This window comes from Pseudomonas sp. SP16.1, assembly GCF_052682975.1.
Map to the genome: position 1 here is coordinate 4,600,568 of NZ_JBQYFZ010000001.1, position 14,815 is coordinate 4,615,382.

Sequence of the window (14,815 nt, forward strand, 5' to 3'; positions counted from 1 at the left end):
GCCCTCTCGCGGCGGTGCGCGTGGGAGGGCTTTAGCCGCGGCCAGCCGAGCTACGAACTGTAACCACCCGTACGTTGCCGCTCGCAGTCGCTAACCACTAGGCTTGCGCTTTTGCCGCGAGCGCCCGCCATGTCGCCATCCGCACCTCGCCCGTCCAACGCCACGCTGGTGCTGCTGGCCTCGCTCTATTGCGCGCAGGGCCTGCCATTCGGACTGATCGCCCACTCGCTGCCGGTGCTGCTGCGCCAGCACGGTGTCGACCTGGCGCTGATCGGCCTGCTCAAGCTGCTGGCGCTGCCCTGGCTGCTCAAGGTGCTGTGGGCGCCCTGGGTCGACCGGCTGGCCTCGCCGCGCCTGGGCCATCATCGTGGCTGGATACTGCCGCTGCAAAGCGCGGTGATCGGTTGCGTCGCCGTGCTGGCGCTGCTGGCTCCGCAAACCCTGTTCGGCGCCGGCCTGTGGTGCCTGCTTGGCCTTTTGCTGCTGATCAACCTGCTGGCAGCGACTCAGGACGTGGCCACCGATGGCCTTACCGTGCGCCTGCTGCCCGAGCGCTGGCGCGGCCTGGGCAACAGCCTGCAGGTCGGCGGCTACAAGGTCGGCATGATCGTCAGCGGCACCGGCTTGCTGCTGGTGATCGACCCGCTGGGCTGGAACCTGGCGCTCGGCCTGCTGGCCGGGCTGATTCTGCTGATGACCGTGCCGATCTGGCTGTTCCCCGAGCGCCGGGTATTGCCCTTCCAGCCGGCATTGGCGGAAAGCGCACTGGGCCCGCGTCTGCTGTTCGAGCACTACCGTGGCCTGCTGGCGCAACCCGGCATGCTGCTATGGCTGGCGGTGGTGCTGACCTTCAAGCTCGGCGATTCGCTCGGCTCGCCGATGATCAAACCGATGCTGGTGGACCAGGGCTGGAGCACCGCGGCGCTCGGCCAACTGACCCTGATCAGCAGCCTGGCCGGCATCGCCGGCGCCCTGCTCGGCGGCCTGCTCTACGCCCGTATTGGTGTGCTGCGCGCGTTGATCCTGTTCGGCGCCCTGCAGGCCATCGGCATCGCCGCCCTGGCCTTACTGGTGGGGCAGGGCGGCAATGTCGGGCTCGTCTATGCCGTGACCCTGTTCGAACAGGTGGCCGACGGCATGTCCACCGTCGCCCTGTTCGCCGCCATGATGCGCATGTGCCGCCCGGAACACGAAGGCGCCGACTTCACCCTGCAGGCGTCGGCGCAGTTGCTGCTGTCCGGCTTCGTCGGCGCCGTCAGCGGCGTGCTGGCCGAGGCGTTGGGGTATGAGGGGCTGTTCGTCGTTGCGGGTGGGGTGGGATTGTTGGTGCTGGTGGTAGTTTTCATGCATGCGAGTTCGTCGCGACGGAGCCTCTAGAACCAAGTCACGAATAGGACGTCAGAGACAAATCCATATCTCATATGACGGGGCGCACAGAGCGCGGGGATGAGCCTAGCGCTGCCCACTTGGCGGTAGGTATTGTCCTGCCGATAAACGCTTTTTTCTGGCTGGCCTGTTAGGCTAAGCCGCCGATCTGATTGACAAGGACGTTGCCATGTATCGTCGACTGATACTTCCTCTTATTGCTTCGCTGCTGGTGGTGGGTTGCCAGGCACAGTCGCAGCCTTTGCCTAAAAGTGAAAGGCTCAACCCGGAAAAGGTTTCCGCTATCGCCGAGCGCATCGACTCGCAGTACCCCAAACTCTCGTCTGACCTGCGCAGCCAGATGCTCGAGACGGTGGTGCGCTCGCTGGATGAGATGGTGTTTATCGAAGGTGGTGAGTTCGAGATGGGCGACTTCGGCGCGCCCTGCGACTTCGACCAGACCAATATGGGCACCTGGCCCTATGGCTACGAGCCGGAGGAGCTGTGCCCAATTACCCCCACGTTCGACGATGACTATCTGCATCAGGTGCGTTTGAGTAGTTACTACCTGGCGAGCTACCAGACTCGGCTGGGGGATTTCGATTTGTTCCGTACCAGTCAGGGCTTACCCTTGTTCGATGCGGAGTATCGTGATCGAGAAGACTTGCAGTTTCGTTACAGAGAAAACAATCCCGCGCCGCCCAAGGAGTGGCAAGAAGCCAAAGACTACTGTCTGTGGTTAGGTCAGCTCAGTGGCTATCCAGTTGACTTGCCGACCGAGGCACAATGGGAATATGCCGCCCGTAATCGTGGGCAGTACGTACAATTCCCTACGGATACGGGAAGCCTGGACTATGGGCGTAATATCCCTCGTGATGAAGACACCGACATACATCCCGTTGGGCAGTTCGCTCCGAATCCACTGGGCCTATATGACATGGCGGGTAACGCCACCGACTGGGTCAATGACTGGTATGACCCTGATTACTACAGGAGTTCGCCTGCTGATAATCCACAAGGGCCAACTACAGGCATCCAGAAGATTCGTCGAGGATCAAACTACTTTGAGTCAGGTTGGCAGTCTGCGAATACAGTTCGACGCTGGGCAGATAAGCCGGAGCAGGATGGCTACTATCCAGGCACTAGTTTCCGCTGTGCCATTCAATCTGATAAAGCGCTTTAACTTCTAGCTGTTTTATAGGGATATTGCCATGTGTCGTCGAGTGATATTTTCTCTGCTTGCTCCTCTTATGGTTGCTGGTTGCCAGGCACAGTCACAGCCTCTGCCGAAAAGCGAAAGGCTAGGCCCGGAAAAGGTTGCCGCCATCGGCGAGCGCATCGACTCGCAGTATCCCAAGCTGTCGCCTGAGCTGCGCAGCCAGATGCTCAATACGGTAGTGCGCTCGCTGGATGAGATGGTGTTTATCGAAGGGGGCGAGTTCGAGATGGGCGACTTCGGCGCGCCCTGCGATTTCGACCAGACCAATATGGGTACCTGGCCCTATGGCTACGAGCCGGATGAGCTGTGCCCAATTACGCCCGCGTTCGACGATGACTATCTGCATCAGGTGCGTTTGAGTAGTTACTACCTGGCGAGTTACCAGACTCGGCTGGGGGATTTCGATTTGTTCCGTACCAGTCAGGGCTTACCTTTGTTCGACGCAGAGTATCGTGATCGAGAAGACTTGCAGTTTCGTTATAGAGAAAACAATCCCGCGCCGCCCAAGGAGTGGCAAGAAGCCAAAGACTATTGTCTGTGGTTAGGTCAGCTCAGTGGCTATCCAGTTGACTTGCCGACCGAGGCTCAATGGGAATATGCCGCCCGTAATCGTGGGCAGTACGTACAATTCCCTACGGATACGGGAAGCCTGGACTATGGGCGTAATATCCCCCGTGATGAAGACACCAAAATACATCCCGTTGGACAGTTCGCTCCGAATCCACTGGGCTTATATGATATGGCGGGTAACGCCACCGACTGGGTCAATGACTGGTATGATCCTGATTATTACAGGACTTCGCCTGTAGATAATCCACAAGGGCCTGAAACGGGAACGCAAAAAATTCATCGGGGCTCTAATTTCTCGGAGCAGAATTGGCAGTCTGCGAATACTGTTCGACGCTGGGTCGATAATCCCGTCCTGAATGGGTATTTTTTCGGTAATGGTTTCCGTTGTGCCATTCAATCTGATAAAGCGCTTTAATTTATCGATGTTTTATATGGATATGGTCATGGATCGCCGGCTCATATTTTCTCTGTTTGCTCATCTTATGGTCGCTGGCTGCCAGGTGCAGTCGCAGCCTTTGCCCAAAAGTGAAACACTTAGCCCGAAAAAAGTCGCGGCCATCGCCGAGCGCATCGACTCGCAGTATCCCAAGCTGTCGTCTGAGCTGCGCAGCCAGATGCTCGAGACGGTGGTGCGCTCGCTGGATGAGATGGTGTTTATCGAAGGGGGCGAGTTCGAGATGGGCGACTTCGGCGCGCCCTGCGATTTCGACCAGACCAATATGGGCACCTGGCCCTATGGCTACGAGCCGGATGAGCTTTGCCCAATTACGCCCGCGTTCGACGATGACTATCTGCATCAGGTGCGTTTGAGTAGTTACTACCTGGCGAGTTACCAGACTCGGCTGGGGGATTTCGATTTGTTCCGTACCAGCCAGGGCTTACCTTTGTTCGACGCAGAGTATCGAGATAGGAAAGATTTAGCTGGTGAATTTGATCCGAACAAGCCTGCTCCACCCAAAGAATGGCAGGAGGCCAAAGACTATTGTCTGTGGTTGGGTCAGCTCAGTGGCTATCCAGTTGACTTGCCGACCGAGGCGCAATGGGAATATGCCGCCCGTAATCGAGGGCAGTACGTACAATTCCCTACGGATACGGGAAGCCTGGACTATGGGCGCAATATCCCTCGTGATGAAGATACCGACATACATCCCGTTGGGCAGTTCGCACCAAACCAGCTGGGATTATACGATATGGCCGGTAATGCTACTGACTTGGTAAGTGACTGGTATTCGCCTGACTATTATAGAAATTCGCCTGTTGATGATCCGCAAGGCCCGGAAACCGGAACGCAAAAAATTCGGCGTGGTTCCAATATTGCTGAGTCCAATTGGCAGTCCGCTAACACCGTACGTCGCTGGGCGGAAAAGCCTGTTCGGAATGGATATTTCTTGGGAGGAAGTTTCCGTTGTGCTGTTCAGTCAAGTAAAGGCCTATAACATATAAAGGCGCCTTGCTAGGCGCCCTCTTATCAAGCCAGTCCGTTAAACTGTCCACTTGCTCTTGCGGCAATCAGGACATCCCGTTTATGCCACGACTCAGTCGGGGTCCAAGCTAGCATAATTTTTGAGCCTGTATCACTTGAGCCAGGCAAGCCACGTACGGCTAGCTGTTCGATAAAGCGGTTGAACTCCTGCTGTTGCCGTCCATCGAGTAGTCGGTTAAGACGATTGAGACTTTCCATTGCATTGACCTTGGCGCCATTCGGCGAGCAGTGCTCCATAGCCTCTATAAATTGACGCCAGCGACGATAGAGGTGGCTGAGTAGCAGGACGATGGCTTTTTCTTGGTACTCCTGAAAGCTTTCCACATAGCTCTCACTGAGTACATACAGCATCGGGCCGACGGTTTGTGGTGGGAGTTTTTCCAGCGGCAGACGTTGGCCGTTTATAAGTACTGCTTGGTGTTTCAACAGGTAGCGAGCTAGATTTTCGGCCTCTGCCTTAGACGCCGTACGCCTACCCCACCACCGTGAAAGTTCCTCTTGCCCCGTTTCAAGTGCTTTGATCACACTATCCTTCGGAGCTGAGGCCACTTGATAAATACCCCAAGCCATATAGTTAAAAGCCTCCTGAGAAACCCCCAGCAGATATCGATAATCCACATCGGCCAGTGCTTCACACACCAGCTTCAGCAGTGCATAGGTCTTCTCCAGATCCACCACGGTCGCAAATCCGCCGCTGGCGCCGGGGCCGAATACCAGGCGGCCTTTGCAGTTCACGGCTAGCCGGTCTTTGGCGATGGTGATACCGAATTCACCGCCGATACCTGCACCGAAGGCGGCACTGGCCTCTGCCTTGATTTCCGCCAGGCTGCTCCAACTGCTACTGGCGTTGGATTGGCCTTTGACAGCGGTGCCCTTGCCTTGATTCGAGGGCTCTACCCATTGCAGTGCGCCACTCAGGGCGCCGCCGGCCTGAGCGCCGGCGAAGGCATCGCCTTTCAACCCTATATTGCCGCCACGGCTCGGCTCGATATGCGGTGAGCCCAGCAATGCCGTGGCGCCTCCCGCACCTTCGTCACCGGGTTTGTAGCGTACGCTCACGCCCGCCGATGCCTGGGCATGGGCACCGACGAAACAGGAAAGCTCCACTTTGCCCTGTAAGCGTATGACTCCCAGTGGGCAATCGACTTCCTTGCCTTCTGCGTTGCGATAACGCAGACGCAGCGGGTAGCCACCCTGGGTGGGAAAGAAGCTGGTGAGCGAAACGGAACCTTCCGCCAGCGAGAATGCTGCACTGGCCTTGGCGCCCACCTCGATGTTGCCCTCGGCCGGGTTCCAGTTGTTCACGCCCGCGCTGGCGCTGGCCGCGAAGCGCAGGGCATGTGCTTCGGAGGACACGGCGTACGGGGCAGAATCGTCCGAATTGCTGGTCCAGTTGGTTTCCTTGTGCAGGGCGTTGAGCAGATTGTCTTCCTTGCTCGTCCAGCTAACCAGCTTGGCTTCCAGCGCGCCTATCGGGCTGGCCTTGCGCCCTTCGCCGATGCCCTTGCGGATGTCGTCGAGCAGATCCTTGGCCAATTGGCGACCGAAAGGTTTGCCTGCCAGCACGGTGCTGCGCACCTTGAGTTTCCAATCCACCTGCTCGTGGTAGCGAGTGCTGATGTAGTAGCGTCGATCCGGCTGGCTGAACAGCACGACTTCGACAACGGTGACGCCACTGCGGCGTCGCGTACCGCGTTCACGTTCCGTGCTGCGGCCACGACCGTGAGCCAGATCCGGTCTGGCGCCGCTGGCCAGTGTGCTGCTGTCTCCCGGCTCTGTTTTCAAGCTGCCCCTCAGGGCTGCGATCTCCGCATCCAGTTCGGCCAGTTTTTTCTGGCGTAGGGTGTGCCAGTTGTTTTCGAGCAGGTTGCCGGTGGCATGGGAGGGGCTGAATACCGGCGTATAGGATTCATACCAGATGCGCGCATCCTGCAATGTGCGCAGTTGGCCCTGGATATCTTCTTCCGTGGTCGGAACGGTGGCTTCTTGTTCCTGCGGCGGCGGTGAAAGAAGAACCAGGCCTGCTTGTTCGGCCTTTTCGTTCCAGGCCTGCTTGATGCAATGGCTGCAATTGCACTCGTTGCCCTGGGCGCGTTCTTTCAGGCATTCGACACGTTCTGCGGCTTGCGCGAGCTTTTGCTGCAGTTCGTCCATTAAGGCTTGTACGCGCTGGATTTCACGCTTCAGTGCCTGCGCCTGTCGCTCGTTCAGCACGTAATAGTGAGAGTCGCCCGTGATGTGCGCCACATCCACCAATTCATCCTGGCATTGGCTGGTGCATTGCGTCTGGCTGCTGCTCTCATCCGTGCTGTGTTGGGCTGGCGGCAGTGATTGAGCTGTCGGCTGGCTGGGGGCTGGCGCTCTGGCCTCATTGGCCGCCGCCTGATCTGGAACCTTGAGTTTCCAGCCGGAATGAATGATGTTCGGATCACGAATTATCGGGTTCAGGCGCTGCAGCTCGCTCGTTGTGGTCGCATGTTGTTGAGCGATTGCACCCAGTGTGTCGCCGTTTTGGACGGTGTGGATCTTGGTATTCGACATATCCCTTGCCCTTAGCCTGAAAGGTTTTCCAGTTCATCCAGCTTTGTGCTGATCGCGAGATCCTGGCGTGCCAGCACGCTGTTGACAGGCTTTGACTGCCAGAACTGCGGGCCGTGACTCAGCGTCAATCGCAACCAGCGCTCGTACTGGGCTTTTTGGGTAACGCCCGCTGCATGCGCGTTAGATAGCTGGGTAAAGACGAACTCTTCGGCGGGCGAGTTATCGATGACGCTGCGATAGTCCTCGGCCAGTTCGGCGGCAAGCAGTCTCAGGCGTGCTTTTTCCATTTCCTGGCGGCGCTGCTGCCCCAGCCATAGCCAGCCTGGTGCTTGCACTGCTCCATCCCAGGGTTGGTTACGCTCCGTGTAGCGCCATCCCAGCTCGTTGCGCCAGGCCAATCCGGAGAACGGGCCCAGGAATGCCTGTTTCTCTCCTGCGCTCAGGGACGCGAGTAGCGGTTCAAGCCAGCGCGGCTCAAAGAAGCGCATCAACTGGTCTGGGCGTTCTTCCGTACGAACGGAAAGCAGGCTCTGGCAATGCTCGACGGCTGATGGCCATTGCTGAGCGTTCTCAAGATAAAGGATGCAGCCGGCATCGCTCTGGGACAGCAGGGCGTTGGCATAGTCACTCCATTGATCTGTGACGCTGCTCATCACCAGTATGGGGCCTTGTTCTTTTAGCTCCTGGTACGGTGTATCGAGAAAAAGAGGCGCCCATTGCGGGATGCCACCCGGTGCGAGCTGATAGAGCCATCGATGTAGATCCGGGTCGGCAGCGGCCTCGAGAATCACGCAACGAAGCTGAGGGTTGGGGGCCTGCTCAAATGGGGATTGGATCGGCTTTACCATGTCGCTCATCCGTGATTGTGGATCATGCATTTGCCGCTGGCGTCGAATATGCAGTCCGAAGCTGGCAGTAGGTGGCCTGCTAGTGCTTGCGCGCGATAGCTGCTGGTAACCATGCCCGCCTTATCCGCATCCGCCGGCTTCGCCGCCCCCGGCAACACCGGCGCCGCCCCCGAGCCGCTGCCCGGTGCGCCGCCGGAGTTGATCTTGATCACCGGCCCGACCAGGGTCACGCCGCCGCCGTCGAGTTTGATAAAGCTGCCGCCGCCCTTGAGGGTCAGTTCGCTGCCGGCTTCGAGTACGACCTTGAGGCCGCTGGAGAGGTGGATTTCCTGGCCGGCTTTGATGAACTGGCCGTTGCCCAGCTTGATGTGCTGGCTGTCGCCGACGGTGAGGTGGTCGCTGGCCTTGATCTCGGTCTTGCGGTCGGCGTGGGTGGTGTGGTGTTCTTCGGCCTTGAAGTGGCTGTAGCTATTGGCCTCCACCGTGTCGTGGCGTTCGTTGCCGACGCGGATCTTCTGGTCGTGCTCGATGTTCTCGTCCCAGTCGCGCTGGGCGTGGACGTATATCTGCTCGGCGCCCTTGCGATCCTCGATGCGCAGTTCGTTGTAGCCGCCACCACCGAGGCTGCTGAGGGTCTTGAACACGCTGCGGGTCTTGTTCGCCGGCAGCTCGTAGGGCACCACATGCTCGGCGTGGTACAGGCAGCCGGTGACCAGCGGCTGGTCGGGGTCGCCTTCGAGGAAGGTGACCAGCACTTCCATGCCGATGCGCGGGATGGTGATGGCGCCGTAGCGATCACCGGCCCAACTGGAGCTGACCCGTAGCCAGCAGCTGGTCTTGTCGTCGGCTTGGCCTTCGCGATCCCAGAAGAACTGCACCTTCACGCGGCCATATTCGTCGCAGTGGATCTCTTCGTTTATCGGGCCGGTGACCACGGCGGTCTGGCTGCCGAGGATGCGCGGCTTGGGGTGCGCCAGCGGCGCGCGGTAGGGCACGTTCCAGGGCGTGGCGGTGAAACGGTTGCGGTAGCCCTGGTGGAAGTCGGTGTCGCCTGATGCCCCCTCTCGCCCGGCCCCTCTCCCATGAATGGGAGAGGGGAGATTAAGCACCGACTCTTCCAGCACCTGCGGCTGCTTGCCTTCGTGCTGCACTTCGGTGAGCAGCCACAGCTGGTTCCAGGCGTCGCGCGGGTGGTCTTCCAGGTCGAGGAAGTGGCCGCTGACCAGAAGCGGCGAGTCGCCGTCGCCCTGGGCCAGTTCGAAGTCGTGGCCGTGGCGTTCCAGGGCGCGCTTGGCCAGGTGCGTGCCGCGCGTGCGGTCGGTGTAGCGGCCGGGGTAGTCGTAGTCCTCCCACTGCATCTGGAAGCCGTCGTCGGTCTTGGCCTCCAGCTGCACCCGGGGTTTTTCGAAATCGTAGTCGCGGCGGGTGACCTGGCGGGTGCGGGTTTCCACGCGTACGCCGAAGCGCTTGATCACCGGGGCGTCGGCCACCAGGCCGCTGTCCTGCTGGTAGGCCAGCGGTGCCAGGCGCGGGAAGGCGGTCTGGTCGTCGCCGAAGCACAGCACGTGGTCTTCGCTGCTGTGCTGGAAGTGATAGTGGATACCTTCCTCCTCGCACAGGCGCTGGACGAAGTGCAGGTCGCTCTCGTCGTACTGCACGCAGTACTCGCGCTGGGGGTAGACGCTGGGGCCGAGCTGGAACCGGTAGCGACCAAGGGCGATGCCGTGCTCTTGGAGCACCTGGGCGACGATCTGCGGCACCGTCAGATGCTGGAAGATGCGCTGGTTGGTGCGGTGCGCCAGGTAGGCCAGTTGCGGCACCAGGGTCAGGCGGTAGCGGGTCAGGCGCTTGCCGGATTCGCCCTGGGCGATGCGGTGGATCAGGCCGTGGACGCCGGCGCCGTTCTGGTCGAAGGCGAGGAAGGCGCGCTGATGCAGCAGGCTTTCCAGATCGAGGTCGGGACGTTCGCCGATCAGTTCCACGTCGAAGGCGTAAGGCTGGCTGATCGCCTCGCGCCCGCTGAACTCCAGCACCTGCAGGTCGTGTTCGACCCCTTCGATGCTGAGGCTGAAATGGGTCTGGTTGGCCTGGGCGAACATTCGTTGTTCCTCTCGATCATTCCATGATGGGCGCGCGGCGCGCTCCAGGTTGTAACCGAATCGGCCGCCGCGCGCCGGCAACGGTCGAGGTTTTCGGCGCTTGCTCCGCGCCTTGTGCGCGGTCTGCCGAAACGCAGCGGCCAGGACGATGCCTGGCCGCTGCGGTGACGCACGAACTCAGCCTGGATTTAGGCGGAGATCGGGGTACGCCAGTCGTCGGAACCGGAAGTGCCGGAGACTTCGTGGGTCCAGACGATCTTGCGGTAGGTGAAGTAGACGTCTTCCAGGTGGGTGAAGTGCGCCATGTTCGGGTCCTGGCAGTTCGGCATGCGCGACTGCACGTCGACGATCACCGCGTCTTCCAGTTCGATGGTGAAGTAGTGCTCCTGGGTACCGGTGGAGGAGGTGCGGTACCACTCCAGACGGCACTTGTTCAGACGCTCGCCAGAGGTCAGGGCGTTGAAGATCAGCGGCGAGGACTTGTCGAAGACCTTGGTGATCATCAGCGGCTTGTGCACGCGCTGGCCGGTCGGTTGGCCGGACTGCGGGTCGCGCGGGATGATCACCTGGTGGTTGTAGGCTTGCACCAGAATCTGGTCTTCATGACCTTCCTGAAAGATGTTGCCGACCGAGTCCTCGGTGAAGGTGCCAGCGGTGATCAGACCTTGTTTGGTGCCTTCGAGGGACAGATACGCGGGTGTTGGCATGAGTGCTCTCCTTGCCTGGGTCATGGATCGTGATCGATCCGGGAGCCAGGCTTATAGCGAGCGGCGTGCCAGTTAATTTAAGTTCAATAAAATCAATTACTTGGTATGACTTCTTCAGGGTGTAAGGTCACGTCGAGCGATTCTTCACAAAAAACTGCGCAGCAAGTTGCGCAGTGCTGCGCAGCTTGTTGCGCAGTACGCTGGAGGGCCCGTAGCCACTGGCTTGGGCTGGGCTGGACGGGGATTTATCCACAGCCGCCTGCGCAAAAAGCTGCCAGGCCGATCACTCGGCCCAGTGCCGGCCGTGGCGCTCCAGCAGGTGCTGCAGCTGCTCCGGGCCGTCGCTGCCGGCCGGGTAGGGGCGCGGGCTCTGGTAGTGCTGGTGCCAGCCCTGCAGGATCGGATCGACCCACTGCCAGGCGGCCTCGACCTCGTCGCGGCGCATGAACAGGGTGGAGTCGCCTTCGATCACGTCCAGTAGCAGGCGCTCGTAGGCGTCCCAGCGGCGCTGCTTGTGGAAGGCAGCGGCCAGGTTGAGGTCCAGCTCCACGGGCTTGAGGTGCATGCCCTTGCCCGGATTCTTGGCCATCAGCTGGAGGCTGATGCGTTCCTCGGGCTGCAGGCGAATCAGCAGCTGGTTGGCCTGGCCTTCGTGGAACAGGTGATGCGGCACCGGCTTGAACTGGATGAGGATCTCCGAGGTTTTTTTCGCCAGGCGCTTGCCGGTGCGCAGGTAGAAGGGCACGCCGGCCCAGCGCCAGTTGTCGATCTCCACCTGCACGGCGACGAAGGTTTCGGTGTCGCTGTCGTTGTCGACGTTCTTCTCGAAGTAGTAGGCCGGCACGTCGTGGCCGCCGATCTTGCCGGCGGTGTACTGGCCGCGCACGGTCTTGTCGCGCACGTCGAGGCCGCTGATGGGTTTCAGCGCCTCGAGGATCTTCACCTTCTCGTTGCGCACCGCCTCGGCGTCGAAGCGCACCGGCGCCTCCATGGCTACCAGGCAGAGCAGCTGCAGCAGGTGGTTCTGGATCATGTCGCGCATGGCGCCGGCGTGGTCGTAGTAGGCGCCGCGGTTCTCCACGCCGAGGGTTTCGCAGACGCTGATCTGCACGTGATCGATATGCCCGGCGCGCCACACCGGCTCGAACAGGGCATTGGCGAAGCGCAGCGCCATGAGGTTCTGCACGGTCTCCTTGCCCAGGTAGTGATCGATGCGAAACACCCGCGCCTCGTCGAACACCGCGCCGATGGCGGCGTTGATCGCGCGTGCCGACTCCAGCGAGTGGCCGATGGGCTTTTCCAGCACGATGCGCGCCTTGGGGCCGGCCAGGCCGGCGTTGGCCAGGTGCGCGGCGATGTCCTCGAACAGGTCCGGTGCGGTGGCCAGGTAGTAGACCCGCACACGCTCGTCGTCGCGCCCCAGGCGTTTGCCCAGGCGGCCGAAGTCGGCGCTCTGCGCGGCGTCCATGGCGAAGTAGTCGAGGCGCGCGGCAAAGCCGGCCCAGGTATCGACATGGAAATCGGCGCGCGCGACCTGAGCTCGGCAATGGCGCTCGGCCAGGGCCTGGTAGGCCTCGCGGCTGTGGCTGCTGCGCGCCAGGGCGAGGATGCGCACGTCGGCGTGCAGACGCCCCTCGCGATGCAGGTGATAGAGCGCGGGCAGCAGCTTGTGCAGGGCCAGATCGCCGGTGCCGCCGAAAACCAGCATGTCGCAGGGGATGCTCACGAGAGGACTCCGACTCGGTTGTAACGGATCGTTGAAAACTACCTGCCATGACACGGGGTCGTCAAAACCCGGCCCAAAGGCGCGGCCACGGCAAGTCGGAGCATCTCGGCGGCCATGGTTCGCAGGCGGCGATCTGCCTCGCACGGGTTTTCTAAGGCCTGTCGACGGTGCGCGGGGGCGAGCCATGTAGTATAACTACAAGGTCACTACAACCGCCGGCCACCGATCATAACCGAGCCATGATCGCTCCAGCGCCCGCGGTTGACCCTTTTCTTCATAGAGCCTAACCCCGTGAATCTGTTGCAACACATCGCCCAGTCGCGCCATCTGCTGCGCAAGTCCGAACTCAAGGTGGCCGACCACGTGCTGCTCGATCCCGCCTCGGTGATGCACAGCTCCATGGCCGAGCTGGCCCATAGCGTAGGCATCAGCGAGCCGACCATCGTGCGCTTCTGCCGCGCCATCGGCTGCAGCGGCTTCCAGGACCTCAAGCTGAAGCTGGCGCAGAGCCTGGCCGCCGGCGCGAGCTTCGGCCAGTTCGCCATCCATGAGGACGACTCGGTCGCCGACTTCAGCCTGAAGATCTTCGACACCACCCTGCACACCCTGATGGAGGTGCGCGAGAAGCTCGACCCCGAGGCGCTGCAGCGCGCCATCGCCGCCTGTGCACAGGCGCAGCGCGTGGAATTCTACGGTTTCGGCGCTTCCGGCGCGGTGGCCGCCGATGCCCAGCACAAGTTCTTCCGCCTGCTGCTGACCGCCGCCGCCTACTCCGACCCGCATATGCAGGCGATGAGCGCGGTGACCCTCAAGCCGAGCGACGTGGCCATCTGCATCTCCCAGTCGGGGCGCTCCAAGGATCTGTTGATCACCGCCAATCTGGTGCGCGAGTCCGGCGCCACGCTGATCACCCTGTGCCCGAGCCAGACCCCGCTGGCGGAGCTGTCGACCGTCAACCTGGCCATCGACGTGCAGGAAGACACCGAGATCTACACCCCGCTGACCTCGCGCATCGCCCACCTGGTGGTGATCGACGTGCTGGCCATGGGCGTGGCCATGGCGCGCGGGCCGAGCCTGGTCAACCACCTCAAGAGCGTCAAGCGCAGCCTGCGCAGTCTGCGTTTGTCGCCCAAGTCGCTGCGCAGCGCCGAGGACTGAGCCAGCCGGTTTCACCGGTCGTTCATGTGGGCGCCGTCAAAGCGTCATCTGCCCGGAGGATGCTGAGGGCTCCAGTCCTCGTTCCGGGAGAACCGAGATGCCTCGTATCTTCGATGACGCGCAGCCGCGCACCCAGCCCGACGCCAAGACCCGCCGCAAACTCCAGGACCAGCGGCGCATGGCCTATCGCCGGGCCATCGAGACCTATACCGAGCAGTGCCAGCTGCAGCGCGAACTGGCCGACTTCCCCGAGCTGATTCCCGCCGGCTATCTGTTGGCTGCGGGCCGAGCCGAACGCAGCGCGGCCTGATCGGCGGCGCCGTCCCGCCCGGGGCAGGGCGGCGCGCTTGCCCGATTCTGCGGACTTATTGCCCGGTTCTGCCGATCTGCGCGTCGTTCGGCGACAGCCTTCCCCCCGCCCATTAGAGTGATGGCCTGGCCCCCATGCGTGCGGGCTGGGAGTGAGACCGGCCGGCTTGCCGGCTCTTTCACACACCATCAGTTCAAGGTGGGCAGACCATGATGACCCTGAATCTCAATGGCCAGGACCATGAGCTCGACGTGGCCGACGACATGCCGCTGCTCTGGGCCCTGCGCGACGTCGCCAATCTCACCGGCACCAAGTACGGCTGCGGCATGGCGCTGTGCGGCGCCTGCACGGTGAACGTCGACGGGCAGCCGACCCGTTCCTGCGTGACCCCGGTGTCGGCGCTGGTGGGCAAGCGCATCAGCACCATCGAGGCGGTCGGCGAAGACGCCGTGGGCAAGGTGGTACAGGACGCCTGGCGCCGGCTCGACGTGGTGCAGTGCGGCTACTGCCAGTCCGGCCAGATCATGGCCGCCACGGCGCTGCTGAGCGGCAACAAGGCGCCGAGCGACGCCGATATCGACGCGGCCATGAGCGGCAATATCTGCCGCTGCGCCACCTATGCGCGGATTCGCGCCGCCATTCACGAAGCTGCCAGTCAACTGGCCTGAAACCTGTCCAAGGTCTGCTGCGCGTCGGGCCTGCTGCGTTAAAAATCGGTTCGGAATGCTCATTTACAGCTCGTAAACTCGAATGCGAGCCCAGTCCGTTCCTCACCGATTTTTGCCTTGC

The 14,815-nt window shown here is 61.4% G+C and carries 12 protein-coding genes; 7 read left to right on the forward strand and 5 right to left on the reverse strand.

The features are described from left to right. Nucleotides 1–129 precede the first annotated feature (129 nt). The 4 genes from ACUTAF_RS21675 to ACUTAF_RS21690 all read left to right on the forward strand — a co-directional run bounded on the left by ACUTAF_RS21675 (nucleotide 130) and on the right by ACUTAF_RS21690 (nucleotide 4,590). The gene (locus tag ACUTAF_RS21675) at nucleotides 130–1,377 is read left to right on the forward strand and encodes an MFS transporter (RefSeq protein WP_445581902.1); all 1,248 of its coding nucleotides are present in this window, start codon (nucleotides 130–132) and stop codon (nucleotides 1,375–1,377) included. A gap of 178 nt (nucleotides 1,378–1,555) precedes the next feature. Further along, nucleotides 1,556–2,548 (forward strand): formylglycine-generating enzyme family protein, encoded by a 993-nt coding sequence (locus ACUTAF_RS21680; RefSeq protein WP_445581903.1) that lies wholly within the window; start codon nucleotides 1,556–1,558, stop codon nucleotides 2,546–2,548. Between the two features lie 28 nt (nucleotides 2,549–2,576). After that, a complete protein-coding gene (locus tag ACUTAF_RS21685) occupies nucleotides 2,577–3,569 on the forward strand; it encodes a formylglycine-generating enzyme family protein (protein WP_445581904.1) in 993 nt (330 codons plus the stop codon). Then, nucleotides 3,541–4,590, forward strand: coding sequence for a formylglycine-generating enzyme family protein (locus ACUTAF_RS21690; RefSeq protein ID WP_445581905.1), 1,050 nt, complete (start codon nucleotides 3,541–3,543; stop codon nucleotides 4,588–4,590). Before ACUTAF_RS21685 ends, ACUTAF_RS21690 begins: the two co-directional genes overlap by 29 nt. A 32-nt stretch (nucleotides 4,591–4,622) precedes the next feature. On the opposite strand, the gene ACUTAF_RS21695 is transcribed toward ACUTAF_RS21690, so the two are convergent. From ACUTAF_RS21695 to zwf, 5 genes are all read right to left on the reverse strand, one after another. Further along, nucleotides 4,623–7,178, reverse strand: a complete 2,556-nt coding sequence (locus ACUTAF_RS21695) for a LysM peptidoglycan-binding domain-containing protein (RefSeq protein ID WP_445581906.1) — start codon at nucleotides 7,176–7,178, stop codon at nucleotides 4,623–4,625. An 11-nt stretch (nucleotides 7,179–7,189) separates the two neighbouring features. Next, nucleotides 7,190–8,026 carry a DUF4123 domain-containing protein gene (locus ACUTAF_RS21700; RefSeq protein WP_445581907.1) on the reverse strand — a complete coding sequence of 279 codons (837 nt, stop codon included), beginning with the start codon at nucleotides 8,024–8,026 and terminating at the stop codon, nucleotides 7,190–7,192. A 5-nt stretch (nucleotides 8,027–8,031) separates the two neighbouring features. Beyond that, a complete protein-coding gene (locus ACUTAF_RS21705; RefSeq protein ID WP_445581908.1) occupies nucleotides 8,032–10,125 on the reverse strand; it encodes a type VI secretion system Vgr family protein in 2,094 nt (697 codons plus the stop codon). Nucleotides 10,126–10,313: 188 nt separating this feature from the next. Then, on the reverse strand, nucleotides 10,314–10,832 hold the full coding sequence (locus tag ACUTAF_RS21710; protein ID WP_003241180.1) for an Hcp family type VI secretion system effector: 519 nt from the start codon (nucleotides 10,830–10,832) through the stop codon (nucleotides 10,314–10,316). 283 nt (nucleotides 10,833–11,115) lie between these two features. Continuing rightward, nucleotides 11,116–12,540, reverse strand: coding sequence for a glucose-6-phosphate dehydrogenase (zwf, locus tag ACUTAF_RS21715; RefSeq protein WP_445582487.1), 1,425 nt, complete (start codon nucleotides 12,538–12,540; stop codon nucleotides 11,116–11,118). Between the two features lie 309 nt (nucleotides 12,541–12,849). Here zwf and hexR point away from each other — a divergent pair, with 309 nt between their 5' ends. From hexR to ACUTAF_RS21730, 3 genes are all read left to right on the forward strand, one after another. Further along, nucleotides 12,850–13,716, forward strand: coding sequence for a transcriptional regulator HexR (gene hexR, locus ACUTAF_RS21720; protein ID WP_445581909.1), 867 nt, complete (start codon nucleotides 12,850–12,852; stop codon nucleotides 13,714–13,716). A 97-nt stretch (nucleotides 13,717–13,813) separates the two neighbouring features. Next, nucleotides 13,814–14,026, forward strand: a complete 213-nt coding sequence (locus ACUTAF_RS21725; RefSeq protein ID WP_445581910.1) for a PA3496 family putative envelope integrity protein — start codon at nucleotides 13,814–13,816, stop codon at nucleotides 14,024–14,026. Between the two features lie 209 nt (nucleotides 14,027–14,235). Then, nucleotides 14,236–14,694, forward strand: a complete 459-nt coding sequence (locus tag ACUTAF_RS21730) for a (2Fe-2S)-binding protein (RefSeq protein ID WP_445581911.1) — start codon at nucleotides 14,236–14,238, stop codon at nucleotides 14,692–14,694. The last annotated feature ends 121 nt before the right edge of the window (nucleotides 14,695–14,815 follow it).